Source organism: Aminobacter sp. SR38, from assembly GCF_014843375.1.
GTDB classification, from domain to species: domain Bacteria; phylum Pseudomonadota; class Alphaproteobacteria; order Rhizobiales; family Rhizobiaceae; genus Aminobacter; species Aminobacter ciceronei.
Map to the genome: position 1 here is coordinate 5,173,625 of NZ_CP062112.1, position 26,166 is coordinate 5,199,790.

At 66.1% G+C, this 26,166-nt stretch carries 27 protein-coding genes and 1 riboswitch; of the genes, 7 read left to right on the plus strand and 20 right to left on the minus strand.

Annotated elements, in window-relative coordinates; all coding sequences use genetic code 11:
* Positions 1-133 precede the first annotated feature (133 nt).
* The 3 genes from IG197_RS25300 (at position 134) to IG197_RS25310 (ending at position 1,959) form a co-directional block, all read left to right on the plus strand.
* Positions 134-406 (plus strand): glycine zipper domain-containing protein, encoded by a 273-nt coding sequence (locus IG197_RS25300; protein ID WP_067960641.1) that lies wholly within the window; start codon positions 134-136, stop codon positions 404-406.
* A 335-nt stretch (positions 407-741) separates the two neighbouring features.
* Positions 742-894 carry a hypothetical protein gene (locus IG197_RS25305; RefSeq protein WP_157097064.1) on the plus strand — a complete coding sequence of 51 codons (153 nt, stop codon included), beginning with the start codon at positions 742-744 and terminating at the stop codon, positions 892-894.
* A 129-nt stretch (positions 895-1,023) separates the two neighbouring features.
* Entirely contained in the window at positions 1,024-1,959 is a 936-nt protein-coding gene (locus IG197_RS25310) for an LLM class flavin-dependent oxidoreductase (protein WP_192315638.1), read from the plus strand.
* Positions 1,960-1,968: 9 nt separating this feature from the next.
* Here IG197_RS25310 and IG197_RS25315 read toward each other — a convergent pair whose 3' ends face one another.
* From IG197_RS25315 to cobA, 9 genes are all read right to left on the minus strand, one after another.
* Positions 1,969-2,418 carry an Rrf2 family transcriptional regulator gene (locus tag IG197_RS25315; protein WP_067960647.1) on the minus strand — a complete coding sequence of 150 codons (450 nt, stop codon included), beginning with the start codon at positions 2,416-2,418 and terminating at the stop codon, positions 1,969-1,971.
* 183 nt (positions 2,419-2,601) lie between these two features.
* Positions 2,602-3,624, minus strand: coding sequence for a sulfate/molybdate ABC transporter ATP-binding protein (locus IG197_RS25320; RefSeq protein ID WP_067960650.1), 1,023 nt, complete (start codon positions 3,622-3,624; stop codon positions 2,602-2,604).
* On the minus strand, positions 3,621-4,529 hold the full coding sequence (gene cysW, locus IG197_RS25325) for a sulfate ABC transporter permease subunit CysW (RefSeq protein ID WP_192315639.1): 909 nt from the start codon (positions 4,527-4,529) through the stop codon (positions 3,621-3,623). Before cysW ends, IG197_RS25320 begins: the two co-directional genes overlap by 4 nt.
* A gap of 1 nt (position 4,530) precedes the next feature.
* Positions 4,531-5,352 carry a sulfate ABC transporter permease subunit CysT gene (gene cysT, locus IG197_RS25330; protein ID WP_192315640.1) on the minus strand — a complete coding sequence of 274 codons (822 nt, stop codon included), beginning with the start codon at positions 5,350-5,352 and terminating at the stop codon, positions 4,531-4,533.
* A 181-nt stretch (positions 5,353-5,533) separates the two neighbouring features.
* Positions 5,534-6,520 (minus strand): thiosulfate ABC transporter substrate-binding protein CysP, encoded by a 987-nt coding sequence (cysP, locus tag IG197_RS25335; RefSeq protein ID WP_192315641.1) that lies wholly within the window; start codon positions 6,518-6,520, stop codon positions 5,534-5,536.
* 191 nt (positions 6,521-6,711) lie between these two features.
* On the minus strand, positions 6,712-7,722 hold the full coding sequence (gene cobT, locus IG197_RS25340) for a nicotinate-nucleotide--dimethylbenzimidazole phosphoribosyltransferase (RefSeq protein WP_192315642.1): 1,011 nt from the start codon (positions 7,720-7,722) through the stop codon (positions 6,712-6,714).
* Between the two features lie 24 nt (positions 7,723-7,746).
* Positions 7,747-8,502, minus strand: a complete 756-nt coding sequence (locus IG197_RS25345; protein ID WP_192315643.1) for an adenosylcobinamide-GDP ribazoletransferase — start codon at positions 8,500-8,502, stop codon at positions 7,747-7,749.
* 4 nt (positions 8,503-8,506) lie between these two features.
* Positions 8,507-9,820 (minus strand): cobyrinate a,c-diamide synthase, encoded by a 1,314-nt coding sequence (locus IG197_RS25350; RefSeq protein ID WP_192315644.1) that lies wholly within the window; start codon positions 9,818-9,820, stop codon positions 8,507-8,509.
* Complete coding sequence (gene cobA / locus IG197_RS25355; RefSeq protein ID WP_192315645.1) at positions 9,817-10,602, minus strand: uroporphyrinogen-III C-methyltransferase; 786 nt, start codon at positions 10,600-10,602, stop codon at positions 9,817-9,819. Before cobA ends, IG197_RS25350 begins: the two co-directional genes overlap by 4 nt.
* Positions 10,603-10,655: 53 nt before the next feature.
* Between cobA and IG197_RS25360 the strand changes: the two genes are divergently transcribed.
* Positions 10,656-11,771 carry a cobalt-precorrin-5B (C(1))-methyltransferase gene (locus IG197_RS25360; protein ID WP_246765243.1) on the plus strand — a complete coding sequence of 372 codons (1,116 nt, stop codon included), beginning with the start codon at positions 10,656-10,658 and terminating at the stop codon, positions 11,769-11,771.
* Here IG197_RS25360 and cobM read toward each other — a convergent pair.
* The 3 genes from cobM to cbiE are packed head-to-tail and all read right to left on the minus strand — an operon-like array spanning position 11,738 to position 14,114.
* Positions 11,738-12,502, minus strand: coding sequence for a precorrin-4 C(11)-methyltransferase (cobM, locus tag IG197_RS25365; protein WP_192315646.1), 765 nt, complete (start codon positions 12,500-12,502; stop codon positions 11,738-11,740). The genes IG197_RS25360 and cobM overlap by 34 nt on opposite strands.
* The gene (locus IG197_RS25370) at positions 12,499-12,885 is read right to left on the minus strand and encodes a cobalamin biosynthesis protein (protein WP_192315647.1); all 387 of its coding nucleotides are present in this window, start codon (positions 12,883-12,885) and stop codon (positions 12,499-12,501) included. The genes cobM and IG197_RS25370 overlap by 4 nt, the downstream gene beginning before the upstream one ends.
* On the minus strand, positions 12,882-14,114 hold the full coding sequence (gene cbiE, locus IG197_RS25375) for a precorrin-6y C5,15-methyltransferase (decarboxylating) subunit CbiE (RefSeq protein ID WP_192315649.1): 1,233 nt from the start codon (positions 14,112-14,114) through the stop codon (positions 12,882-12,884). The genes IG197_RS25370 and cbiE overlap by 4 nt, the downstream gene beginning before the upstream one ends.
* Before the next feature lies 1 nt (position 14,115).
* On the opposite strand from cbiE, the gene IG197_RS25380 reads away from it, so the two are divergent.
* On the plus strand, positions 14,116-14,883 hold the full coding sequence (locus IG197_RS25380) for a cobalt-precorrin-6A reductase (protein ID WP_182573528.1): 768 nt from the start codon (positions 14,116-14,118) through the stop codon (positions 14,881-14,883).
* Here IG197_RS25380 and IG197_RS25385 read toward each other — a convergent pair.
* The 8 genes from IG197_RS25385 to IG197_RS25420 all read right to left on the minus strand — a co-directional run bounded on the left by IG197_RS25385 (position 14,847) and on the right by IG197_RS25420 (position 24,885).
* Positions 14,847-15,611 carry a precorrin-3B C(17)-methyltransferase gene (locus IG197_RS25385; protein WP_154383879.1) on the minus strand — a complete coding sequence of 255 codons (765 nt, stop codon included), beginning with the start codon at positions 15,609-15,611 and terminating at the stop codon, positions 14,847-14,849. The genes IG197_RS25380 and IG197_RS25385 overlap by 37 nt on opposite strands.
* Positions 15,608-16,360, minus strand: a complete 753-nt coding sequence (locus IG197_RS25390) for a precorrin-2 C(20)-methyltransferase (protein WP_182573479.1) — start codon at positions 16,358-16,360, stop codon at positions 15,608-15,610. Before IG197_RS25390 ends, IG197_RS25385 begins: the two co-directional genes overlap by 4 nt.
* Positions 16,357-16,989 carry a precorrin-8X methylmutase gene (locus IG197_RS25395; protein WP_192315650.1) on the minus strand — a complete coding sequence of 211 codons (633 nt, stop codon included), beginning with the start codon at positions 16,987-16,989 and terminating at the stop codon, positions 16,357-16,359. Before IG197_RS25395 ends, IG197_RS25390 begins: the two co-directional genes overlap by 4 nt.
* A 2-nt stretch (positions 16,990-16,991) precedes the next feature.
* Entirely contained in the window at positions 16,992-18,509 is a 1,518-nt protein-coding gene (gene cobG / locus IG197_RS25400; protein ID WP_192315652.1) for a precorrin-3B synthase, read from the minus strand.
* Positions 18,506-21,940 (minus strand): cobaltochelatase subunit CobN, encoded by a 3,435-nt coding sequence (cobN, locus tag IG197_RS25405; RefSeq protein ID WP_192315654.1) that lies wholly within the window; start codon positions 21,938-21,940, stop codon positions 18,506-18,508. Before cobN ends, cobG begins: the two co-directional genes overlap by 4 nt.
* Before the next feature lie 14 nt (positions 21,941-21,954).
* A complete protein-coding gene (gene cobW, locus IG197_RS25410; RefSeq protein ID WP_192315656.1) occupies positions 21,955-22,992 on the minus strand; it encodes a cobalamin biosynthesis protein CobW in 1,038 nt (345 codons plus the stop codon).
* Entirely contained in the window at positions 22,989-23,423 is a 435-nt protein-coding gene (locus IG197_RS25415) for a DUF1636 family protein (protein ID WP_192315658.1), read from the minus strand. The genes cobW and IG197_RS25415 overlap by 4 nt, the downstream gene beginning before the upstream one ends.
* A 36-nt stretch (positions 23,424-23,459) precedes the next feature.
* A riboswitch (cobalamin riboswitch) is annotated at positions 23,460-23,663 on the minus strand.
* Positions 23,659-24,885 carry a winged helix-turn-helix domain-containing protein gene (locus tag IG197_RS25420; RefSeq protein ID WP_192315660.1) on the minus strand — a complete coding sequence of 409 codons (1,227 nt, stop codon included), beginning with the start codon at positions 24,883-24,885 and terminating at the stop codon, positions 23,659-23,661. Its footprint overlaps the riboswitch before it by 5 nt.
* Positions 24,886-25,228: 343 nt before the next feature.
* Here IG197_RS25420 and IG197_RS25425 point away from each other — a divergent pair, with 343 nt between their 5' ends.
* Together IG197_RS25425 and IG197_RS25430 are read left to right on the plus strand one after the other, a co-directional pair.
* On the plus strand, positions 25,229-25,594 hold the full coding sequence (locus IG197_RS25425; RefSeq protein ID WP_067960700.1) for an NADH-quinone oxidoreductase subunit A: 366 nt from the start codon (positions 25,229-25,231) through the stop codon (positions 25,592-25,594).
* The gene (locus tag IG197_RS25430) at positions 25,585-26,166 is read left to right on the plus strand and encodes an NADH-quinone oxidoreductase subunit B family protein (RefSeq protein ID WP_067960703.1); all 582 of its coding nucleotides are present in this window, start codon (positions 25,585-25,587) and stop codon (positions 26,164-26,166) included. The genes IG197_RS25425 and IG197_RS25430 overlap by 10 nt, the downstream gene beginning before the upstream one ends.

The window sequence follows — 26,166 nt, forward strand, 5'->3', positions numbered from 1 at the left end:
GCTGCCCGATTGCCTTGGCATGCCTTGGGTTGAAGGGACTTAGTGGTCCACGCGCTGGAGAGGCGCGATGGATCGTTTTTCGCCGCCGCGCATTGTAGGCGAGGCGGGGACACATTTTCGGGAGTTATTGGTGATGATGAAACTCGTATTGAGTCTTGCACTTCTGGTGCCGCTGGCAGCCTGCTCGCAGACCGAACAGGGTGCAGCCATTGGCGGTCTTGGCGGCGCGGCGATCGGCAGTGCCGTTGCCGCACCCGGAAACCGGGCTGAAGGCGCGCTCGTCGGTGGCGCCGTCGGTGCCGTTGCCGGCGCCCTGATCGGCCGGGCCAACGAGCCGAACCGCTGCCGCTATCGCGACCGCTATGGTCGCACCTATCTGGCAGAATGCCCGCGCGGCTATTACTGAGCCGGCTAGCCGTATTTCGTCCGGTCCCGAAGGCGCCAACAGTGCCTTCGGGACATTTTTTTTGCCTCCCTCCTGTCGTCGAATTCGGCCCAAAACTGTAATCTTTTGGCGACTGGATTTCGGCTATCCATCTGTTATGTAATGATGTTTTTGAGTTCATGCGTCCTGCCGCAGCGGCGCTTCAGCGCTCAACCGGTAGTCGGCAGATCATTCTCGCAAGAGAAAAATTGCTCCCGCCCAGCTGTGGCAGGGCAAAGCCGTTCCACAATCTCGCCAAAATTAGCAATCGACAAAGTCTATTAATTTTATAGACTAACGGCATGATGGAGATTGCGATGGCACAGACCCAGTATCTCTCGAACAGCCGCGTCGGCGAGACGGCAGCTGCGGCCGGCAGGCCTGCCAGCATTGCGCAGATCGCGTCGTATCTGTTCTTCACGGTGTCGTTCGGCTTTACCGCGGCCGTCGTCGTCGGTCTGGTCCACTAGGGCCACCCCGTGCCCGGAGGCGGGCGCGCCATATCATCTCAACCCAACTGAAGAAGGTTTTCCAGAGTAGCGCGTGAACCGGCGCGGGCGGCGCCAATAACTGTTCCTGACAAGATGAAGGAGTTTGCGATGCAGATCGACTTCACCCATTGCCCGGGCGGCGTTGCCGACAAGGACGAACTTCACTCTTCCTTCTTTTCAGACACGGCGGTTGCCGTGCAGAGGCTGCGCCAGCTCGAAAGGGCGGGCTTCGACCGCGTTCTCATCGACGACATGGGCGGCCTGCTTGCCAATATGGACCTGGCGTCGCTTGCGCTGCGCAGCACGCAGTCGATCGGTGTGCTCGTCTCGCACTGGCCTGGAATCGTGGCGCCGGTGGTGGCTGCCCGACAGTTTGCGGCCTTCGACCAGATCGGCTCTGGCCGGCTGGCATTGCGGGTGCCGCCAAGCCGCGACCTGCGCGAGACCAATGACGACAGCGGTCTCGTCGCCACGCTGGGGCGCACCGACGAATATCTGATGCTGCTCAAGCGGCTGTGGAGCAATGCGCAGCCCTTCGACCATGAGGGCCTGTTCTACCGCATCCATGGCGGTTTCGTGCCGATGAAGGCAGCCGAAGGCGCAGTGATCCGGCTGCAACTCGGCGGATTGTCTGGCACGGCGCTCAAGATCGCGGGCCGGCACGCCGACAGGTTCGAGCTGCCGGTGGGTGGCTTCGACGACACGTTGCGGCTGATCGAACGCGTGAGGGTTGCTGCCGAACCGTTCGGTCGGGCCCAGCGCATCCGCTTCTCCTTGCCGGTGCATGTCGGGCATGTGCAAGCTGGCGAGGGCGGTCAGCAGGATTGGCAGCTGACGGGTGAACCGGAGCGCGTCGTTTCTGTGCTGGCTGGCTTTGTCGAACTCGGAGTGAGCGATTTCATCGTCCACGGGCTCGACGATGCCGATGCGGTTGAGGCCTTCGGGCGTCAGGTCATACCGGCATTGCGCAAGGCATTTCGCCGCCATGATCCCGCGCCGACCCATTTGCGCAAGCGGCCGGTGGTGCTGCGCCGCATTGTCTGACCGGCACGGTCAGGCGTGGTTCAGGGCGTCGCTCAGAATGTCGTCATTGGCAGCGTCGCGCACCTGTGCGAGGCTGCGATTGTCGAGCACGCCGGCAATCGCCTGGCGAACTTCGAGCATCATGTGCCTGATCTGGCAGGTCGCCTCGTCGCAGTCGTCGCAGGGCTGGTACTGGGTCCGGCTGGCGCAAGGGATCGGTGCCAGCGGGCCGTCGAGCACACGCACGACATGGCCGATCTTGATCTCGGCGGCAGGCTTGGCGAGGCGGTAGCCGCCGTCCTTGCCCTTGCGACTCTGGACGAAACCGGCATTGCGGAGTTCGCCTAGGATCGCGTCGAGGAATTTTTTCGGAATCTTGTTGGTGGTCGCGATGTCGCCGACGAAAGCGAGCTGGCCGGCAGGCAGTTGGGATAGGTGAACGAGGGCCTTGAGGCCGTATTTGCCTTTTTTAGTCAGCATGGCGAACGCGTGTCATCGGCTTCCTGCTGCCAGTCGCAGCGTGAGGTTGCTTGCCGAGGATAACGATTCGTCCCCATCGCATTCCGGCCTTCACCAGAGATAAATTCCACAGACTTGATATACAAGCCGAAACGCGTTGATTTTCCGTAAGTTTTGCGGTTTTTGACCCCATTCGCGGCAGAATCAGCCTGCCGCATAGACCCTGGCGCGTTCGATGGTGATGATGCCCTGCTCGCGGGCACTGACCTGGGTTTCAGGCGCGACGTCGAGTTCGACGGCTTCGCCCGTTGCCGTCAGCGCCAGAATGCGCCGTCCGGCAGGCCGGTCGATGACGCGGGCGACGGTTGCAGGGATGCCGGCGCCGCTGCTGCTCCAGCCGAGATCGCTCGGGCGCAGGAAGATTTCGACCGGGCCGTCAGCGAAGCCGGGGGCGGGGATCTGTGCCTCGCCAAGGCGGGCTATGCCGCCGGCCACGGCTGCGGAAATGCGGTTGGTGTCACCGAGGAAGTTCATGACGAAGGCGGATGCGGGGTTGCGGCAGACCTCTTCGGGCGTGCCCTGCTGGACGATCTGGCCCTTGTCGAGGATGACGACGCGGTCGGCGAGGTCGAGCGCTTCCTCCTGGTCGTGGGTGACGAACAAAGTGGTGATGCCGAGCTCCTGATGGATCTCGCGCAGCCAGCGGCGCAGGTCGCGGCGGACATTGGCGTCAAGCGCACCGAAAGGTTCGTCGAGCAAGAGTACCTTGGGATCGACGGCGAGCGCTCGCGCAAGGGCGACGCGCTGGCGCTGTCCGCCTGAAATCTGGCCGGGGAAACGTTCGGCCAGGCCTTCGAGCTGGACGAGGCGCAGCAGGTCGGCGACGCGAGCATCGATGGCAGTCTTGTCGCGGCGCTGCTTCGAAACCTTCATGCCGAAGGCGATATTCTCGGCGACCGTCATATGCGGGAACAGCGCATAGTGCTGGAAGACGAAACCGACGCCACGGTCGCGCACCGGAATGTCGGTGGCATCCTCGGCGCCGAAATAGATGTGGCCGGCGTCGGCATATTCGAGGCCGGCGACCATGCGCAGGATGGTGGTCTTGCCCGAGCCGGAAGGTCCGAGCAGGGCCACCAGTTCGCCGCTCTCGATTTCGAGCGAGACGCCATGGACGGCGCGGAAGGTCTCGAACGTCTTCACGACGTTGTCGAGGCGGATTTTCATGACGGAACCTCAGCGGAAGCGGTCTTGGGTGCGGCTACGGGGGCTGCAAGTGCGGGGCGACGACGGGCGCGGCCGGCGCCCTGGCGCTCGAGCAGCACCTTGGCAACGAGGGTGACGACGGCGAGCAGGGCCAGGATCGAGGCCGCGGCGAAAGCGCCCGCGGTCTGGTAGTCGTGGTAGAGCAGTTCGATATGCAGCGGCAGCGTGTTGGTCTGGCCGCGGATATTGCCTGACACCACCGACACGGCACCGAACTCACCCATGACGCGCGCATTGCACAGCACCACGCCATAGAGCAGCGCCCAGCGGATGTTGGGCAGGGTGACCGAGAAGAAGGTGCGCCAGCCCGACGCGCCGAGCGATGTCGCGGCTTCTTCCAGATCGCGCCCTTGCGCCTGCATCAGCGGGATCAGCTCACGGGCGACGAAGGGAGCTGTGACGAACATCGAGGCGAGCACGATGCCGGGCAGGGCGAACAGGATCTTGATGTCGGCCTGCTCCAGCGCCGGGCCGAACAGGCCCTGCAGGCCGTAGACGAAGAGATAGGCGACGCCGGCGACGATGGGCGAGATGGAGAACGGGATTTCGATCACCACCAGCAGGAAGCGGCGGCCCCGGAAATCGAACTTTGTAATCGCCCAGGCGGCGGCCACGCCGAAGGCGGTGTTGATGGGCACGGCGATGAGCGCGGTGACCACAGTCAGGCCGATGGCGTGCAGCGTGTCGGGATGGGCGATCGCGGCGGCATAGACCGCGATACCCTGCGAGAAGGCCTGGTAGCCGATGACGACAAGCGGCGCGACGATGACGATGGCGACCAGCGTCAGCACGATGCCGATGAGCGCGCGGCGGAAGGGCGGCGCGTCGCCGACGCGGGGCGGGCGGCCCTTGACGGAATTGCTCATCTCAGCCCCTCGCCGTGTAGCGCAGGGCACGTGCCTGTAGGATGTTGGTGATGGCGAGCATCAGGAAGGCTGTGATGAGCAGCACCGAGGCGATCGCCGCGGCGGCCTGGTAGTCGTATTCCTCGAGCCGGATGAAGGCGAGCAGCGCCGTGATCTCGGTCGACATCGGCTGGTTGCCGGCGATGAAGATGATGGCGCCGAACTCGCCCAAGCTGCGGGCGAAGGACAAGGACAGGCCGGCGAGCAGCGCGGGCGCCAGCAGCGGCAGGATCACGCGCAGGAAGATCGACCGGTCGCTGCCGCCGAGTGTTTGGGCAGCTTCCTCGAGCGCGGGATCTAGATCCTCCAGCACCGGCTGCACGGTGCGCACGATGAAGGGCAGGCTGGTGAAGGCCATGGCGACCATGATGCCGAGCGGGGTGTAGGCGACCTTGATGCCGGCCTGGGCAAGCACCGAGCCGAACCAGCCGTTTTCAGCGAACAATGTCGTCAAGGCAATGCCGGCGACCGCCGTCGGCAGCGCAAAGGGCAGGTCGACGAGCGCGTCGATGAAGCGGCGGCCGGGAAAACGGTAGCGCACCAGCACCCACGCCAGCGCCATGCCGAAGACGAGGTTGAAGACGGTGGCTGCGAGCGCCGAAAGTGCCGTCACGCGGTAGCTGGCGACCGCGCGCGGCGACGAGACGATGCGCCAGTAGTCCTCGAAGCCGAGGCTGGCCGCCTTGAACACCAGCGCGCCGAGCGGCAGCACGACGATGATCGAGACGTAGACGAGGGTTATCCCCAGTGCCAGGGGAAATCCCGGCAGAATGCGGCGCGCCACTGAAATGCCTTCCCGGATGCAACAATGTGGAAAGCCGGCATGGCCGGCTCTCCAATTCTCAACAGTATTGACTACAGCGCCGCGCGTCCTTTTCGGACGCGCAATGGACGCTGTAGCACCTTGAGTTGTGCATGATACTTTTCCGAAAATCGATATCGATTTTCGGGGTCATGCACTGAGGTCAACGCTCGCCGTAGATCTCTTCAAGCAGGCCGCCGGAACCGAAATGTTCCTTCTGGACCTTGTCCCAGCCGCCAAAGACATCTTCCACGGTGACGAGGCGAACCTCGGGGAACTGGTCCTTGAATTCGGCGGCGACCGAAGGCTCGTGGACGCGGTTGCCGTGCTGGGCGGCGATGCGCTGGCCTTCGGGCGTGTAGAGGAAGTCGAGGTAGGACTTTGCCAGATCGCCCGAGCCGCGCTTGTCGACGACCTTGTCGACGATGGCGACCGGGAATTCGGCGAGCAGGCTGACCGAGGGGATGACGCTCTCGACCTTGTCGGAACCGTATTCCTTGGCGATCGAGCGGGTCTCGGCCTCGAAGGTGATCAGCACGTCGCCGATGTTGCGCTCGACGAAGGTGGTGGTGGCGGCGCGGCCGCCGGTGTCGAACACCGGCACGTTGTCGAACAGCTTGGTCACGAACTCCTTGACCTTGGCCTCGTCACCCTTGAATGCTTCCTTGGCGTAGGCGGTTGCCGCCAGATAGGTATAGCGCGCATTGCCCGAGGTCTTCGGATTGGGGAAGACGACCTTCACGTCGTCGCGGACCAGGTCGGACCAGTCCTTGATGCCCTTGGGGTTGCCGGCGCGGACGAGGAAGGACGGCAGCGAATAGAAGGGCGAGGCCTGGTTGGCGAAATCCTTCTTCCAGTCGTCTGATACAAAGCCGTTCTTGACCAGGAACTCGATATCGGTGACCTGGTTGAAGGTGACGACGTCGGCTTCAAGTCCTTCGACGATGGCGCGTGCCTGCTTGGAGGTGCCCGCATGCGACTGGTCGAGCGTGACACCCGGATTCTTGGCGATGAAGGCGGCATTCTCGGCAGCGAACAGTTCGCGGGCGACGTCGTAAGACGCGTTGAGCAGCTTGTCGGCGGCAGACGCCTGCAGTGGGCCGGCGAGCATGGCGGCAAGTGCTACGCCGACAAGAAGGAAACGTTTCATGGGGGCATTCTCCTGAGACAAGCGGCAAATGGCTAAACTTTGCCGCAACATAGCTGCGGGCCTGTTTCAGGTAGAGGCAGAGGCGGATTGCCTCTGCGCTTGCATGAAGAATTTTCTTCTATCTTTTTGTCAAACGAAGAAATCGATTTCTAGGCTTGAGATGTACGACCGGCTTCCTGCGGAATGCCTAACTATTTGTCGGTGACACCGGCCTCGGCGAAGCTTGCCATTCTGGCGTGGCATTCCAGCGCCGAACGGACGAGATTGACGGCGAGGCAGGCGCCCGAACCTTCGCCGAGCCGCATCCCCATGTCGAGCAGCGGCGCGAGCTTCAGGGTTTCGAGCAGCTGGCGATGGCCTGCCTCGGCGGAGACATGGGCCGACTGCGTGTGGGCAAGGCCTTCCGGGTGGAGTTTTGCCAAGGGGGCAGCTGCTGCCGTGACGACGAAGCCGTCGAGCAGGACGGGCACGTTGTGGTGGCGCGCGGCCAGCGTGGCGCCGAGGATGGCGGCGAGTTCGCGGCCGCCGAGATTGGCGGCGACAGCCAGCGGATCGGCGAGCGTGGCGGCATGATGGGCGAGGCCGGCATCGATGGCGGCGAACTTGCGGGCCAGGCCGCTATCGTCGACGCCGGTGCCGCGGCCGGCCCACTGACGGCCGGTGCCGCCGAACAGGCCTGCGGCGATGGCCGCGGCGGGTGTGGTATTGCCGATGCCCATTTCGCCGAAGCAGACGAGATCGAGATCAGGCGTCACCGCGTCATAGCCGGTCGAGACGGCGGCGAGGAAATCGGCTTCGTCCATGGCCGCCGTCTGGGTGAAGTCACCCGTGGGGCGATCGAGCTCGAGCGGGATGACCGCGAGTTCGGCGCCGGCAAGGCGGGCGAGTTGGTTGATGGCAGCGCCGCCGCCGGCGAAGTTGGCGACCATCTGTACCGTCACCTCCGACGGATAGGCCGACACGCCCTGGGCGGTGACGCCATGGTTGCCGGCGAAGACGATGACCTTGACCTCGTCGAGCCTCGGCATCTCGCGGCCCTGCCAGCGGCCGAGCCAGGCGGCGATCTGTTCGAGCTTGCCGAGGCTGCCGCGCGGCTTGGTCAGCGTGTCCTGGCGGCGGGCGACGGCATCCGCTGCGGCGTCGCTGCCGGCCGGCAGGTCGAGGCAAGCTTGGCGCAATTCGTTGAGCGATTTGAGGGCCATGGCAGTGAATACTCCAAAACAGAATCAAGCAAGGATGGCGGATGCGACAAACAGCAGGGCGATTTCGGCCATTTGCTGCAGAGCGCCGATGGTGTCGCCGCTCTGGCCGCCGATCTGGGCGAGGCAGAGCTTTCTGAAGGCGAAGAAGAGGAGGGCGAGGCACAACGCCGCGACGACCGCGCCGCTGAGCCCGAGGAACAGCAGGCCTGCGGCGCCGATGGCGAGGGCGGCGATCACTGCCCCGTCGGCGACTGTGCCGACGCCGGCGGCAAGGCCGTCGGCGCGGGCCTGGGGCAGGTTCTGCATGAAGGCGGGGATCAGTGCGCGCGAGCCGACATGAGCGGCGACGAGGGCGGCGAAAACAGGGGCGGGGTCTTCGATTTCGACGATCGCGCTCCAGCGCGCCAGGATCGACAGCGCCAGCGCTGCCGCGCCATAGCTGCCGATGCAGCTGTCGCGCATGATCTCGAGCTTGCGCTCGCGTGAACGTCCGCCGCCGAAACCGTCTGATGTGTCGGACAGGCCGTCCTCATGCAGGCAACCGGTGACCAGCATGGCGGCAGCGATGGCCAGTGCGGCAGTCGGGCCTTCGGCGAGGCCGAGGGCTTGTCCGGCAGCGAAGGCGAGCCAGGCCAGGACCGCCACGACGAAGCCGACGAGCGGCGCAGTCCAGATGGCGTCGGCGAGCGAACGATCCCTGACCTCGAAATGCGGCAGCGGCAGGCGCGTGAAGAAGACGAGGCCGAGGCGGATGTCGTCGAAGATCGTCGCCGGCGTCATCGTCTCAGCCTCGCGCGATCGCGTGGAAGAAGGTGCCGGTAACATGGCCGCGCCGGCCGCCGAAGCTGCCGAGCGGCTTGCCCTGGCCATCGGCCAGTTGCCCGAGCGGCGTATCGTCGCCTGCAACAACCGTCTGGGCGTAATGGAACTCGTGCCCCCTGACGACGCTGCCCTCGGAGCCAAGCGGGCAAGGTGCCGAAAGTCTGGCCTGGCGGTAGCCGAGGTTCATCTTGCGCTTGGCGAAGCTGGTGGCATGGCCGAGCAGGCCGAGCATCGCGTGGGTGGCGCCATCGGCGTCCTCGATGGAACCGCCGAGCACCATGAAGCCACCGCACTCGCCATGGACCGGCTTGGTGTCGGCAAAACGGCGGGTGCCCGACAGGAAGGTGCCAGCTGCGGCGAGGCGGCCGGCATGGAGTTCGGGATAGCCGCCCGGCAGCCAGCAGATGTCGCAGGTGGCGTCGGGCGCCTGGTCGGCGAGCGGCGAGAACGGAACCAGCTCCGCGCCCATGGCGCGCCAGTGGGCGGCGAGGTGCGGGTAAAGGAAGGTGAAGGCGGCATCCTGGGCGAGCGCGATGCGCTGTCCGGGCGGCGGCAGGGCGAAGGATTGGTCGCCAGACATTGGCGTCAGCGGCGTCGCCAGTTCGACGATGGCATCGAGGTCGAGCGAGCGCTCGACCATGTCGGCGAGCTTTTCGATGTGGGCGAAGAGGTCAGCATGCTCTTCGGCCTGGACGAGGCCGAGATGGCGTTCTGGAATGGACAAGGTCGGGTCGCGCAGGATGGCGCCGACGACGGGCAGACCGAGCGCCTCGATGGCGTCGCCGGCAAGCTTGCGGTGACGGTCGCTGCCGAGCCTGTTGAGCACCACGCCCGCGATCCGGACGCCGGGGTCGTAGGTGGCAAAACCCTTGGCGATGGCCGCCGCTGTCTGCGACTGGCCGGAGACGTCGAGCACCAGAAGCACCGGCAGGCCGTAGAGACGGGCGAGATCGGCAGCCGCACCCGAGCGGCCTGTCTCCGCGGGGATGCCGTCGAACAGGCCCATGGCGCTTTCGAGGATCACCATCTCGGCTTCGGCCGATGCATCGGCGGCCAACGCGTTGAGCAGCGACGGTGCCATGGCCCAGCTGTCGAGATTGACGCCGGGCCGGCCGGTTGCGGCAGCGTGGAAGCCGGGATCAATGTAGTCCGGTCCCGATTTCGCGCCACGCACCTTGATGCCGCGGCGCGCCAGCGCGCGCAGCAGGCCAATCGTTACGCTGGTCTTGCCCGAGCCCGAGCGTGGGGCGCCGATGATGAGCCCACGCGCCGTCATTTCCGTCCAATCAGCTCGGCGCGCAGCGAGACAATGCCGCCGACGACGATGAGGGCCGGCGAGACGACCTTTTCGCGCTCGGCGGTGGCAACCAGTGTGCCGAGCGTGGCGGTGACCGTGCGTTCCTCCGGCGTCGAGGCGTTCTCGACAAAGGCTGCAGGCGTGTCGGTCGACAGTCCGCCGCGCAGAAGCTCCGTCACCGTCTCGGCCATGTGTGTCAGGCCCATATAGATGACGATGGGCTGGCCGGTGCGGGCAAGCGCTGCCCAGTCGGGCCGGTCGTCGCTGACGGCGGCAAAGCCGGTGGCGAGGATGATCGCGCCGTTGACGCCGCGCATGGTGGCTGGAATGCCGGCGGAGGAGAGGCCGCCGAAGGCCGAGGTGATGCCCGAGAGCACGCGCCAGGGAATGTTCTCTCGGGTCAGCACCAGCGCTTCTTCGGCACCACGCCCGAAGACGAAGGGATGGCCGCCCTTGAGCCGCACGACCTTGCGGCCTTCGCGCGCCAGCCTGACCAGCAGCGCATTGATGTCGCCCTGGGGGATCGACAGCCGGCCGCCGCGCTTGCCGACGAAGAATTTTTCCGCCTGTTCGGCAACCGCAACGATCTCGGGCGAGACCAGCGCGTCATGCACCAGCGCATCGGCCTGGGCCAGCGCCGACAGGACGTCGAGTGTCAGCAGACCGGGATCGCCGGGGCCGGAGCCGGCCAGCCATACATGGCCCGGTTCGAGCACGTGCTGCTTGTAATTCAAACGCGTGATAGCGTTTTCGAGTGTCATGCGTGTCGCTTTCGCCGATGACGCACAGGCTGTGCCAGCCTATAGATCGCGTCATGAATGAAGAAGATCGTCCGCTCAAGCGCGGCTGGACCACCGGCGCCTGCGCCACTGCCGCCACCAAGGCGGCGTGCGTGGCATTGAAGGCGGGGGCGTTTCCCGATCCGGTGGAGATCGTGCTGCCGGGCGGGCAGAACGTGGCCTTTGCGCTGGCGAGAAACGAACGCGGCGACGGCCTGGCCATGGCCGGTATCGTCAAGGATGCCGGCGACGACCCTGACGTCACGCATGGTGCGCTGGTCATGAGCACGGTGCGGCCGGGCGCTGCCGGCAGCGGTCTTGTCTACAAGGCGGGCAAGGGCGTCGGCACGGTGACGCGGCCGGGCCTGCCGATTCCGCCCGGCGAAGCCTCGATCAACCCGGTGCCGCGCAAGATGATTGCCGGCGTCGTGGCCGAGGTGCTGGGCGAAGGGGCTGATGTCGAGGTCGAGATTTCCGTCGCCGGCGGCGAGGAAATGGCGCTGAAGACGCTCAACCCGCGCCTTGGCATCTTGGGCGGCATCTCGATCCTGGGGACGACGGGCATCGTCATTCCCTATTCCTGCTCGGCCTGGATCCACTCCATCCATCGCGGCGTCGACGTGGCCCGCGCCATGGGCTTCGACCATGTGGCGGGTTCCACCGGCAACACTTCCGAGCTGGCGGTGCAGAAATTCCATGGTCTTCACGAGGTGCAGTTGATCGACATGGGCGACTTCGTCGGCGGCATGCTGAAATATATTCGCGCCCACCCGGTGGCAAAGGTCACCATTGCCGGCGGCGTCGCCAAGATGACCAAGCTGGCGCAAGGCCTGCTCGACCTGCATTCGAGCCGCGGTTCGGCCGATCTCGACGGCCTGGCAGCCGTCGCCGTCGGGGCCGGAGCAGACACCGGACTCGAAGCCCGCATCAAGGACGCGAACACCGTCGCCGAGGCCTTCATCGAGGCCAACAAGGCGGGCATCGGCATAGGTGACGCGGTCGCTGCTGCGGCCTGGCGCACGGCGGCAAGCGTGTTCGACAAGCTCGATATCGCGGTCGAAATCCTGGTCTTCAACCGCGAGGGAGAGCTGATGGGGCATGCGCCCTTCGCGGCCTCTCATAGCCCGTCGCGGCCCCTGAAGCGGCGCTGATAATAAGCGTCGTAGAGCGAGCTTTCGCGGAAATCTTGCGCTGCCAGCGACTGGCCGACGAAGATGATGGCGGTGCGCTCGATAGGGTCCTTTGCCAACTCGGCTGCTATCGTCGACAGCGTGGCCCTGACGATGCGCTCGTCCGGCCAGGAGGCGCGGAAGACGACCGCCACGGGGCAATCCGGACCGTAATGCGGTGTCAGCTCAGTCACGACGTGGTCGATGGCGTGGATCGACAGGTGGACGGCAAGCGTGGCGCCGGTGCGGCCGAAGCCGGCAAGCGTTTCGCCCGGAGGCATCTTCGAGGCGCGGCCGGAGGTGCGGGTCAGCACCAGGCTCTGGGCGACTTCGGGGATCGTCAGCTCGCGCTTCAGCGCCGCCGCTGCCGCCGCGAAGGATGGTACGCCGGGGGTCAGCGTGTAGGGAATGCCGTGCTTTTCCAGTCGCCGGATCTGTTCGGCGACCGCACTCCACACCGACAGGTCACCGGAATGCAGCCGCGCGACGTCATGCCCGGCCTTGTGGGCGGCGACATATTGCGCCTCGATCTCGTCGAGCGACATCGGTGCCGTGTCGACCAGCCGGGCGTCGGCGCGGCAATAGGTCAGAAGCTCCGGCGCAACGATGGAACCGGCATAGAGGCACACCGGGCAGGAGCCGAGCAGGCGGCTGCCGCGCACGGTGATGAGGTCTGCCGCGCCCGGGCCGGCGCCGATGAAGTGAACGGTCAAGCTGTGGCTCCAGAGGTGGCTATGGCGCAGGTGGCGGGGCCGACTGATATGCGCGGGCCAAGCAGTGCGGCATCCGCGCCGGCAGCGGCGAGCGCGGCGGCCTCCGATACGGATGGCGTGCCGGCTGCCTCCAATGAGGCTTGCGACTGGCTGGACGTACGGGATGCGGCGGCGGCGAGTGCCGCGTCGTCCATGACGAGCAGCGGCAGGTCGAGCCGGCGTGCGGCTGCAAGAATACCGGGCTCGTCACGTTTCAGGCTGGCGGTGGCCAGCGCCGAAAGTGCTGTGACGACAAGGCCGTGCGCTTCGAGCGCGGTTTCGATTGCCGAGAGAATGTCTTCGTGTGCCGCGCCTTTGCGGCAGCCGATGCCCGCGACCATCATGGCTTCACCCAGCTCCACTGCGTGACCGGCATCGCCGGCCGCCAGCCGGTCATCGAGCCAACAGGGGCGGCGCGGGAGACTTGAAGGCGCAGAAGATCGCCGCCATGCGCGGCATGGTGCGACAGCAGCAATGTTTCCATTTCGAGCGTGACGGCGTTGGCGACGAGGCGACCGCCTGATCGAAGTGCTGCGATTGCCGCATCGAAGACGCCGGCGTCCGAACCGCCGCCGCCGATGAAGATGACGTCTGGCGTCGGCAGGCCAATCAGCGCGTCAGGCGCTGCGCCCCTGACAACCGTGAGTCCGGGCACGCCGCAGGCGCCGGCATTGCGCTCGATGCGCTCGGCGCGCTCGGCATTGTGCTCGATGGCGATGGCGCGCAGCGAGGTGTGACACAGCATCCATTCGACGGATATCGAGCCGGAGCCGGCGCCGATATCCCACAGCAACTCCCCGCGGCGGGGCGCGAGGGTGGAAAGCGTGACCGCGCGGATCTCGCGCTTGGTGATCTGGCCGTCATGCTCGAACAAGTGGTCGGCGAGACCTGAGGCAAGCGGCAGGATCCGTGCCTGCGATCCGGATTCAAGCTCGAGCGCCAGGACGTTGAGCGGATTGATGTTTTCGAGGTCGAAGCCACTGGCTGTCGTGGCGCGAATGCGCTCGCTTTCTCCACCGAGCGCTTCGAGCACCGTCAAACGCGAAGCGCCGAAACCGTTGCCGGTGACAAGGGCTGCGATCTGGGCCGGCGCTTCGCCATCCGAGGTGAGTGCAATGATGCGCGCGCCCGGCTGCAGCAACGGGCGGATCAGATCGATGGCGTGGCCGTGGAGCGAAACCGTTTCGATGTCCTGCAGCGCCCAGCCCAGCCGCGAGGCGGCCAACGAGAAGGCAGATGGGGCCGGAAGGACCCGCATGTCCGCTGACGGCACGACGCGGGAAAGGGTGGCGCCGACGCCGTGCAGGAACGGGTCGCCCGAAGCCAGCACGCAGACATTTTCGCCGCGCAGGGCGACCACGTCACGCATTTCGCTGTCGAAGGGCGTCGGCCATGGGCGAGCCGCGCCCGTGATGAGCGTTGCTGCCAGCGCCAGATGACGCTTGCCGCCGAAGACGTAGGCAGCGCTTGATATTGCGCGCTTGGCCTCGTCGCCGAGACCCGCTACACCGTCCTCGCCGATGCCGACGACGGTCAGCCATTCTTGCATCGGGGCGTCGAGTTCAGCAGGCATGATGACCCACCGTATTCTGATCCTGGGCGGAACCACCGAAGCGCGGCAGCTGGCGGCCAGGCTCGCCTCCCGTGGCGATCTCGACATCTTGCTTTCGCTGGCGGGCCGGACCGAAAACCCTGTCGAGCAGCCGGTGCCGGTCCGAACCGGTGGCTTCGGCGGCGCGCAGGGGCTGGCCGATTGGCTGGCCGGGCACAAGACCGATCTCCTGATCGACGCCACGCATCCTTATGCGGCGCGCATCTCGGCCAATGCGGCGGAGGCGGCTCGGATATCGGGTGTGCCGATCTTCGCCCTGCGCCGTCCCGGCTGGGAGCCGGTCGAAGGTGACAGCTGGACGCTGGTGGAAGACGCCGAACAGGCTGTCGCCGCGCTGGGCCAGAGCTCGCGCCGCGTGTTCCTGGCGCTCGGTCGGCAGGAGGTCGCGGCCTTCGAGACAGCCCCCCAGCACGGCTATGTCATTCGCAGCGTCGATCCGATAGAGCCGCCGCTCGGCGTGGCCGACGCGACCTACATTCTGGCGCGCGGGCCGTTTCGCGAAGCGGATGAGCGGGCGTTGCTCGAGGCACACAGGATCGACGTCATCGTCGCCAAGAACAGCGGCGGGCAGGCGACCTACGGCAAGATCGCGGCAGCGCGACAACTCGGCATCGAGGTGATCCTCTTCCGCCGGCCGCAGCTTCCCGAGGTGCCGTCCGCACCTGATGTCGCTGCCATGGCCGATCTTGTGGATCATTTCGCCGCTCCGGCGGAAAAACGCGGCGTGTAGACCAGCGGGGGCTTGCCGTCGCGTTCGATCAGGCGCGTCTCGGGCGAGCCGATGACGACGCAGGTCGCCATATCGGCCTTCGCCGCATCTGCTTCGCCAAGCGTGAAGATCTCGATGCGCTCGTCGGGCCGGCCGGCGGCGCGGCCGAAGATGACGGGCGTCGTGGCAGGCAGATGCTTGCGCAGGGTTTCCAACGCGCTGCCGAGCTGCCAGGGACGGGCCTTGCTGATGGGGTTGTAGAGTGAGATGACGAAGCCTGCCTGCGCGACGGCGACAAGCCGGCGCTCGATCAAATCCCATGGCTTGAGATTGTCCGACAGATTGATGGCGCAGAAATCGTGGCCGAGCGGTGCGCCGACGCGGGCTGCCACGGCCAGCATGGCGGTGACGCCTGGAACGACCGACAACTCGATGTCGCGCCATGCCCTCGGGCCGGCCTCGATGGCCTCGCAGACGGCGGCTGCCATGGCAAAGACGCCGGGGTCGCCCCCCGAGACAACAGCAACGTGATGGCCGCTTGCCGCCATATCGAGGGCGGCGTTGGAGCGCGAGATCTCCTCGCGGTTGTCGGAGGCGACGCGGGTCTGGTCAGGGCGTAGCTCAAGCCGGTCGAGATAGGGCTTGTAGCCGAAGAAATGGCTGGCTTCCGCGACCGCGCGGCTGGCTTCCGGCGTGATCTGGTCCGGATTGCCGGGGCCGAGGCCGATGACGACGAGGGAGCCGCTCAATTGTCCGCTCCCGGCTTGCCGGCCCAACCGGGCACCAGCACGATGGCGAAATAGGGCGCCTTGTCGTCTGTCTTGTCCATCAGCTTCATGTGTTGGGTGTTGGGCATGGTGCCGCGCTCGACATACAGCGCGCGGCCGAGCTTGCCGGTCGCGTCCAGCGCCTTGCGGATCTTCGGCAGGTTGCGGCCGACCTTCATGATGACCGCAGCGTCGGTATCGGCGAGGCGGCGGGTCAGCTCGAACTCGCTCATCGTGCCGGGCAGTACCGACAACACGTCGTCGCCCTGGACGATCGGCACGCCCGTCTGCGACCAGCAGCCGGACATGGCAGTGACGCCGGGGATGACCTCGGTCGGGTAGAGATGCGACAGGCGCACATGCAGATGCATGTAGGAGCCGTAGAACAGCGGGTCGCCCTCCGACAGGATCGCAACCATACGGCCCTGATCGAGATGGGCGGCTATCGCTTGCGCCGACGCCTCGTAGAAGCCCGTAATGGCAGCGCGGTAGTCGTCGTGATCCTTGTCGATCTCGATGGTGACCGGATAGATCAGCGGCAGCTCGATCACGTCGTCGCGGAAATGTGCATCGGTGATGGTGCGGGCGTTGCCATTGGCACCGCGCTTGGCGAAATGCGCGATCACGTCAGCCTCGGCCAGCGCGCGCACGGCCTTGAGCGTCAAAAGTTCGGGATCGCCGGGCCCGGTGCCGACGCCGATGAGGCGGCCCTTTGCAGCGGGAGCGCTCATACGCCGGGCCTCGCCAGCGAGTTGAGGGCAGCGGCCGTCATGGCGCTGCCGCCGAGGCGGCCGCGGACGATGGCGTAGGGCACGCCATAGGAATTCTCTGCCAGGGCGTCCTTGGATTCGGCCGCGCCGACGAAGCCGACCGGCATGCCGATGATGGCGGCAGGCTTGGGCGCGCCGTCGCGCAGTCTCTCGAGGAGGTAGAACAGGGCTGTCGGCGCGTTGCCGATGGCGACGACCGAGCCTGCGAGCCTGTCGACCCAGAGGTCGATCGCGGCGGCCGATCGGGTGTTGCCGATCTCCCTGGCGATATCTGATGTGCGCGGGTCGCGCAGTGTGCAGATCACTTCGTTGTCGGCGGGCAAACGGGCGCGGGTGACGCCGCGCGCCACCATTTCGGCGTCGCAGAAGATCCGCGCGCCGGCCTTCAGCGCACCGCGCGCAGCGGCGACGACGTTTTCGGAGAAGACGAAATGTTCGGCCGCCTCGACCAGGCCGCAGGCATGGATCATGCGCACAGCAACGTCGGCCTCGTCTTCGGAGAAGCGCTTGAGGTCCGCCTCCGAGCGGATGATGGCGAAGGAGCGTTCGTAGATGGCCGTGCCATCATGGATATAGTCGTAGGCGGCCATGTTCATTCCTGTGCCAGAGCTTGCGCGAGGCGCTTTGCGCCCAACCGTGCGAGGCAGGCGGCGGCATTTTCGTCCGGCTTGCGCTCTTGGGCGAGCAATTTCGTGAGGCGGCCCATGCCGCGCGCGGCTTCATATCCTGCGGTGTAGGCGGCCGGAAGGCCCTTCGCCGTTCCGCCGACGACAAATACAGCACCCTTTTCGTCACCAACGATGGTGAGCGTGGCCGGTCCCGGATGGGCGCAGCCCTTGGCGCAGCCGGAGACATGCAGCGACAGCGTCGGGTCGAGGCTTTCGCCGATCTCGTGGGCAATTTCGGCGGCGACGTCGCGCGCGGCGATCATGCCCGAAGCGCAGGCCGGCGCGCCGGGGCAGGCGGCGATGCGGATGCGGGGATCGGCGGGCGAGGTGACAAGGCTGAGGGATTGGGCGGTGGTGGTGAGCGTGGCGGCGGCGGAGCGGTCGAGGCCCATGACGAGCAGGGTCCGGCCGGGCGCCGGGCGAATGCCGGTGGCGCCCGCGGCTGTCGCCGCCTGGCAGAATCTGGCCAGAGTCGAGGCCTCGATGCTGCCGAAGGGCAGGGCGATGCCGAGGGCGATCCGGGCGCCTGTGAGCGGGAGGATTCCGATGGGCGATGAATCGGTTGCGGCGGAGTGCTCAGTTTTTGAGTCAGTTGGGTAGCGATCCTTCCCACCCCCCTCTGTCCTGCCGGACATCTCCCCCGCAAAGGGGGAGATCAGGCTGCCATCGCCGCCTCCGCCCATCGACGACGCTGCATGATCAGCGCTACCGGCGGAGCTGCCAATCTTCCTACCCGTGGGGGAGATGTCAGGCAGAACAGAGGGGGGCGTGAAGGAGCGAGACGTTTCATATGCTTCAACGACAGCTCTTGTGACCTCCGGGCCAAGGTCACGCGCGCGGCCTTGCCGGCCGAGTGCCGCAATTGCCTGGAGAATGTCGAGCGTGACCGCGCATGCGGCGTCGGCATCGACTTCACCGACCAAACGCGCCGAACTCTCGTCGCCAGCAACCGACAAGCGCCAGCGCTCGGCATCCTTTGCCACCAGTCGGACGTCGCCGATGATTGCGCCGAGCCCGATCTGGCCACGCCCATCGACGACGACGGACACCTTAGGCCCCAACCGAGGCGCGAGTCCGGCCCGCTCGATCGCTGTCCGGATCGCTGCGGCCAGCCGCGTGGGATTGGTGGTCTCCCTGGAGTCGATGCCGGCGAGCGGGTTGGTGTCGACCGGCACGCCGGTGCGTACCGCGATCCCCAGCGCGTCGACTTCTTCCCCCAGCAAGCAAGCACTCTCCGCCGTCAGGCCCCTGATCTGGATACTGCCACGCGCAGTCACCTCGACGATGCCGTTGCCGTGACGCGCCGCGGTTTCACAGATTCCGATCAAGACGTTGGGCGCGATTTCTCCAGCAAGCGGGTTGAGCCGCACCAACAGGCCGTCGCCGGTCGACATCGGGGCCGAAAGGGCCGGACAAGCGCCGCGGCGGGAAAAGCCGGTCATGCCGCAACCTCGCGCGCTTCAGCCTCGGCGATGAGGGCAGCGAGATCGTCGTCGACGGAGTTGCGCAGCGGGTGCCACAGGCCGCGCCGACGGGCGGTGGCAAAACGCTCGGCGATGAATTTTGCTGCCGCCGGGTTTTCGCGCAGCATGAAGTCGCGCACGTCCTCGTTGCCGACATAGGCGTCGTGGACGGCCTCGATCAGCGCGGCCGGGATGGCGTTGGTGGTCTCGGCAAAACCGATCAGCCTGTCGACCGTCTCGGCGAATTCGGAAGCGCCGCGCGGGCCATGGCGCATCTGGCCGGCAATGAAGCGGGCATTGGTGGCGCGTGCCCTGACGACGCGGCCGACAGCTTCAGTGACCGAGCGCGGCCGCGGCTTCTGCGGATCCGAGGTGTCGAGCACGATGACGTCCGCGTGCCTGCCGAGGGCTGCGACCGCTGCTGCGAAGCCGCCGATGAAGGCGACGTCGGCGGAGCCTTCGAGAATGTCGCGGCCGGGGTCGTCGCCGGTGTGCACAAGCAGGTCGGCCTCGGCGATGCGGTCGGCAAAGGCGCCCGGCGCGGAAACGCCTTCGCCGTCGCTGCCCCCGTAGGCGTGGGAGGCAGCATGGAGATATGCGCGGCCGAGGTCCTCGCGCGCCTGCCAGTCACCGCTGGAAAGCAGGTCCTCGAGGCCGGCGCCATAGGTGCCGGGGGAGGAACCGAAGATGCGTGGCTCGACCTTGCCCGCGGCGCGCGTGCTGGCGGCGAGCGGGTTGTCGTGGTCGTCTTCGTCGCGGGTGGCAACGGCGCGCGCGGCGGCGTCGATGAGTGCGATCTGGGTTGGGAACATGTCGCGAAACAGGCCAGAAATGCGCCAGGTGACATCGACGCGCGGGCGACCGATCGCTGCCGGCGGCAGCACTTCGATGCCGGTGACGCGACCGGTGGCGGCGTCCCATTGCGGCCGACAGCCCATCAGCGCCAGGCCCTGGGCGATCTCCTCACCGCCGGTGCGCAAGGAAGCGCTGCCCCAGAGGTCGATGACGAGCGCACGCGGCCATTCGCCATGGCTCTGCAGGTAGCTGCGCATGACCTCGTCGCTGGCTGCCTTGCCGAGGTCGAAGGCCGTCGGCGTCGGCATTGTGCGCGGGTCTGACGTGAACAGGTTGCGCCCCGTCGGCAGGACGTCGGTGCGGCCACGTGCCGGAGCGCCTGCTGGGCCGGCTTTGATATGGCGGCCGTCGAGCGCGGCGATCAGGTTTTTCCGCTCGGCTTCTGCGCTGGCAAGGCGCGCTGAGTCCGGCTCGTTCTCTTCGGCGCGGCCATAGATATGCAGGCCGTCCTTGATGGCGAAATCTTTGAGGTCGCAGAGCCAGGCGTCGATGCGGCGCAGCGCTTCGTCGGGCGCGTCGGTCCCGGCGACGCCGGCCTCGGCAGCAAGGCCGGTCTGCGACGCCGTTTCGACGATGAGCTTGGCCAGGCGGTCGCGGCGACGACGGTCGAGGCCGTCTGCCTGGGCGTATTCGTCGACCAGGCGCTCGAGCTTCTGCTGGTGTTCGTCCAGGCCGGCAGCGGCGAGCGGCGGCGGCAGGTGGCCAAGCGTGATCGCTGCGATGCGACGCTTGGCCTGGGCCGCCTCGCCGGGATTGGAGACGATGAAGGGATAGACCACCGGCAGGGAGCCGATGACGATTTCGGGAAAGCAATTCCGGCTCAGTGCCACCGCCTTGCCGGGCAGCCATTCGAGCGTGCCATGGGCGCCGACATGGACGATGGCGTGGATGCCGAGCGACTTCTGCAGCCAGAGGCCGAAGGCGAGCAGCGCGTGGCGCGGCGGCAGCGTCGGGTCGTGATAGTCGACGCGGCGATCGGCCGAACGGCCGCGGTCAGGGGCGAGGGCGACGGTGACGTTGCCGAAGGTGGCGGCGCGGAAGGCGAAGTGGGGCAACGTAGAGCGCGCACTTCCGCCTGTAGCCTTCGCTTCGGGATAGCCCCACGCCGCTTCGACAGCTTTCCTCGCCTCCTCAGGCAGATCTTCGGCAAGCGTGAGATAGTCTTCGAGCGCCAGCCCTTGCCCACCAGCCTCAATCAGGTCGAGCAATGCGCGCGGCGATTGCGGAATCGATTCAACTGTGTAGCCGGCCTCCTTGAGGTCGTGCAGCATGGCGAGCACGCTTGATGGCACGTCGAGGCCGACGGCATAGCCGGTGCGACCGGGGGCGCTGGGATAGTCGGGGACGAGAATCGCCAGCTTGCGCTTTTCGGGCGGTGTCTGGCGCAGCCTGAGGTGGGCGGCTATGCGGCGGGCGACCTGCTCGACGCGATCGGACTCGGGCCGGTTGGCGAAGGCGCGGAAACCGAGGGCTGGGTCGACTTCGCTCTCCGCCTTGAACGAGATGGCGCCGGCGAGGATTCGACCGTCGAGCTCGGGCATCACCACATGCATGGCAAGATCGGCGGGCGCAAGGCCGCGCGGGCTGCCTTCCCAGGCCTCGCGGCGGGTGGTGGCGACAATGACCTGGAACACCGGCACGCGGGCGCGGTCGAACAGCGTTTCCGTGCCCGGTTCGGCGCCGGCGGCGAAGGCGGTTGCGGTGAGGATGGCCGTGGGCGCGAGCTGGTCCAGGGCTGCTTCGACGAATGCCAGGGAGGCGTTATCCTTGAGGCTTGAGACGAAAATCGGAACGGGGCGGAGGCCCTCTGCTCTCAGTGCCTCGACCAACGCATCGATAGGGGCGACGTCGGCGGCGAGCAGCATCGAACGGTAGAAGAGGATGGGGATGGCAGGAGAGCTGGAGATGCCGTGATCCTGCGCCTCCCCCTCTGTCCTGCAGGACATCTGCGCAGAGGCGCTGGTCCATCTGGCAAAAGAGGCTTCTAAATCACGGACGATGCCCCGCGCCGGATCATAAAAACCCGCCTTCGGCACTGCGACGGGTGCCGCCATGGCATTCTTGCCACCCGCCAGTCCGGCCAGCCGCGCCACCAGCGCCTTCATGTTCTCCGGGCCGCCCTCGCGGAAATAACCGAGCAGAGTGTCGAGTTCGGTGCGCGGCAGGGTCGAGGCCTCGATCAGCCTGAGATCCTCGTCGTGGCTTTCGCCCGGCAAGAGCGCCAGCGCGATGCCTTTTTCGCGCGCCATCGCGGCAAGCTGGTCGCAGCCGTAGCGCCACCAGTCGTGGCCGCCGAGAATGCGGACAAGGATGACCTTGGCGTGGCTGGCGACGCTGTCGATCCAGAGATCGACCGACATCGGATGGCGGAGGTCGCGCAGGCTTGCGAGCCGCATCGATGGCAAGTTGTCCGCATCCGCCTTCCAGGCGCCGGCGAGGCCGGCCAGATCGCTGTCGGTGAAGGACAGCGCCGCCACATCCGCAGGCTTCTGCCTGAGGTCGACAGGCTCGATCAGGTCATCGAGCGAGGCGGAGGTGGTGGTGAGGATGTGCATCCCGGCTGTCCGGTTCAGCCGACCAGGATACGCTCGATGGCCGGGCGGTCGAGACCCTTGAGGCCGATCACGACCAGGCGCGAGCGGCGGTCGTCCTCTGCGGTCCAGGCACGGTCATAATAGTGGTTGACGCGCGGTCCGACGGCCTGGATGAGCAGCCGCATCGGCTTGCCGCCGACGTCGACGAAGCCCTTCACACGCAACACGTTCTCTTCTTCGGCGGCGGTGGCGACGCGTTTCGCCAGTTCGTCCGGGTTGGCGATCGACGGGATCTCGATGACGAAGGTATCGAAGTCGTCATGCTCGTGGTCGAACGCCCCGTCGTGATGGGTCTTGCGGTTTTCGATGTCGTCCTCGACGGCGAGGCCGAGGCCGAGCAGCACCGACGGATCGACCTTGCCATGCGCCGACGGCACGATCTTGACGGCGCGTGCCAGGTGCTCGCGCACGATGGCGGTGGCGCGGGCGTGGCCGGCTTCGTCGAGCAGGTCGCTCTTGGACAGGATGATGAGATCGGCGCAGGCGACCTGATCCTCGAACACTTCCTCGACCGGGTCGTCGTGGTCGAGCGAATCGTCCGCACTGCGCTGGGCGGCGAGCGCTTCCATGTCGGAGGCAACTTTACCTGCGGCCAGCGCAGGACCGTCGACCACGGCGATGACGCCGTCGACCGTCACGCGGCTCTTGACCGTTGGCCACTGGAAGGCCTGGACCAGCGGCTTGGGCAGCGCCAGGCCCGAGGTCTCGATCAGGATGTGGTCAATCCTCGGTGTAAGCGACAGAATTTGGTCGAGGGCAGGGACAAAGTCGTCGGCGACGGTGCAACAGATGCAGCCATTGGCCAGTTCGACGATGTTTTCCTCCGGGCAGGCATCGACGCCGCAGCCCTTGAGAATCTCGCCGTCGATGCCGACATCGCCGAACTCGTTGACGATGATGGCGAGGCGCTTGCCCTTAGAGTTCTCGAGGATGTTGCGCAGCAGCGTGGTCTTGCCGGCGCCGAGAAAGCCGGTGACGACGGTGCAGGGAACGCGTTCGACGGAGGCGGTCATGTGTCTTCCTTGATGAGTGCAAGTGGTGGGATGCGCGCGACGAGGCCGCGCTTGAGGCTATCGGGACGGCCGCGCCAGGGGATCAGGCCGTCGGTCGAGGTGGCGAAGAGTCTTGCGCCGGCGACGAGATCGTCGCCCGACATGGTGTTGAGATCGCCGAAGACGTAGCTCCACGCGCCGTCGCGGATCAGGGCGGCGCTAAGGCGGCGCTTGCAGTTGCCCAGGCACTCGACGCTGCGCACGGCGATCTCGCCATCGGCGGCGAGGCGGGCGTGCTCGGCAAGCTGGGCGCCGGCGCGTGGATGGGCGTCGGAGCTGTTTTCGTCGCGGCAGGATGAGCAGACGAGGATGGTCACGTCGCATGGGCGCGCGTCGGCTGCATCGCAGGATGCGTCGGCTGATGCGACCGGAAGGTTGTCGTCGAAATCCAAATCCAGGCTCCTTGCCCGGGGCACCCGCCAGGCGATCGGATCAATGTCTGCGACGGCAGGTCTCCTGGCTTGCGGATCGTCGCCTTCGCTCGCCTTCCCGGGAAAATCCCAGTGGTCTTCGAGCTTGGCTCTTCGCTCACAGTTGCGGGGACAGCCGCGGATTTGACGCCACCGGCGCGCACCGCATTCCCTCTTAGCCTTCGCCGTTGCGGGCGAAGGACCGTCTGTGGGCGATTTAGGCTTTCGCGAGGGGTGGAGTCAACGAGGCGGAGCGACCCGCAATGTCGCTCAGGCCGGGTCCGAGATCGCCCGCGGGCGTCACCTCGATGCTTTCGAGGCCGAGCCAGTCGCGCATCTGCTGGAGTTCTTCGTAAAGTTCGGCTGCGGTTTCCGGTGGCGCACAGGGCTCTGCATAGGCGGCGTGGACGCGCAGGATACCCGCCGGTCGGTCGGCCTTCAGGTCGATGCGGGCGACGATGCGCTCGCCCAGAAGGAAGGGCAGGACGTAGTAGCCGTACTGGCGCTTCTCAGCCGGGGTGTAGATTTCGATGCGGTAGCGGAAGTCGAACAATTGCTCGGCACGGGTGCGCTCGAAGACGAGCGGATCGAAGGGCGCAAGCAGGGCGCGTGCCTGGATCTTGCGCGGAATGCGCGCATCGGCGTGGAGATAGGCCTGCCGGTCCCAGCCTTCGACGCGGACGGGAATCAGTTCGCCGGTCTCGACCAGCTCTTCGAGCCGGCCTTTCATGTCGGCTGGCGACAGGCGGAAATAGTCGCGCAGGCAGATGCCGGTGGCGATGCCATGGGCGCGGGCGGAGATTCGCAAGAGATCGCGATGCGCATCCTCGGTCTGGGGAGCTGGACGGTCGTATATGCCGGCCGGGAGCACGCGCTCAGGCAGATCGTAGAGGCGTTCGAAGCCACGCCGCGAATGGGTGGTGATGCGACCGGCCCAGAACAGCCATTCGAAGGCATGCTTTTCCTGGCTCCAGCCCCACCAGCCGCCGGAACCCTTGGCGCCCTCGATGTCGGAAGCGGCGATCGGACCGCGGTCGACCACCTGGCGAAAGATCTCTTCTATATAGGGCCTGTTGGCACGGCCGAACTTGGCAAGCCCGCCATACATCCCGTCCTCGGCCCGCGCCATGCGCCAGCGCAACAACGGAAAGGTCTCCAGCGGCAGCAGCGACGCTTCATGCGCCCAGTATTCGAACAGCATGCGCTTCTTCGGAGCCATGGCGTCGTCGAGCAGGGCCATGGGGTAGGAGCCTAGTCGCGAATAGAGCGGCATGTAGTGGGCGCGCACGACGGCGCTGACCGAGTCGATCTGCAGCAGGCCGGTGCGGTCGAGCACGCGCTGCAGGTGACGCCGCGTGATCGCGCCGGTGGGGCGCGGGTCGGCAAATCCCTGGGCCGCCAATGCGATGCGGCGGGCCGTGGCGAGTGAGAGTTTTTCCTTCATTGCGGCAAGCTATCGCAGTCTCTTGAGGAGTGACGCAAGGGCACGAGAATCGACCTTTGCTGCAAATGCTAGCAGAACTTGGGTTCCGGTCTTGTCAGGAGCGTAAACTTGAGTAGAAAACGAAGGAAATCAAAGGGGAGCCACACGCGCAGGATTTTAGGCCAGCAGTGTGCTTTGCCACGTTTTGGCCAAGGTTGGACTTGCTTCGACCGACCGGCTGCGCTAACCGTCGCCGCATTGCAGCACGACCGTTTCGTCCGGCTCGGCGAGAATCTGTCGCGCTTCCGGAAACGGACCCCGTGCTGTAAATCTGGGTGGATAGGCCACCAACGGAATTCGCAGCATGAACGCTCTCCTGAGTTCGTACCTGCCCATCGTCATTTTTATCGGTGTGGCGCTTATTGTCGGCATTGCGCTTATCGTGGCGCCTTTCCTTGTGGCCTACCGCAGTCCGGATCCGGAAAAGCTTTCAGCCTATGAGTGCGGCTTCAACTCGTTTGACGACGCCCGCATGAAGTTCGACATCCGCTTCTATCTGGTCTCCATCCTGTTCATCATCTTCGATCTCGAAGTGGCGTTCCTGTTCCCGTGGGCGGTGTCCTTCGGCGAGATCGGCATGCTCGGCTTCTGGTCGATGATGATCTTCCTGGCCGTGCTGACCATCGGCTTTGTCTATGAGTGGAAAAAGGGAGCGCTGGAATGGGATTGAACGACGCCTCCGGCACCCTGATCGCGCCGAAGCCGAAAGGCATCATCGATCCGAACACCGGCAAGCCCATCGGTTCAGACGACGCCTTCTTCGGCGAGCTGAACAACGAATTGTCCGACAAGGGTTTCCTCGTCACCTCGTCCGAAGCGCTGATTACCTGGGCGCGTACCGGTTCGCTGATGTGGATGACCTTTGGTCTGGCCTGCTGCGCCGTCGAGATGATGCACATCTCGATGCCGCGTTATGACGCCGAGCGCTTCGGCATCGCGCCGCGCGCCTCACCGCGCCAGTCGGACGTGATGATCGTCGCCGGCACGCTGACCAACAAGATGGCGCCGGCGCTGCGCAAGGTCTACGACCAGATGCCGGAACCGCGCTACGTCATCTCGATGGGCTCGTGCGCCAATGGCGGCGGCTACTATCACTATTCCTATTCGGTGGTGCGCGGCTGCGATCGCGTCGTGCCCGTCGACATCTATGTGCCCGGCTGTCCTCCGACCGCCGAAGCACTTCTCTACGGCATCCTTCTTCTCCAGAAGAAGATCCGCCGCACCGGCACGATCGAGCGGTGA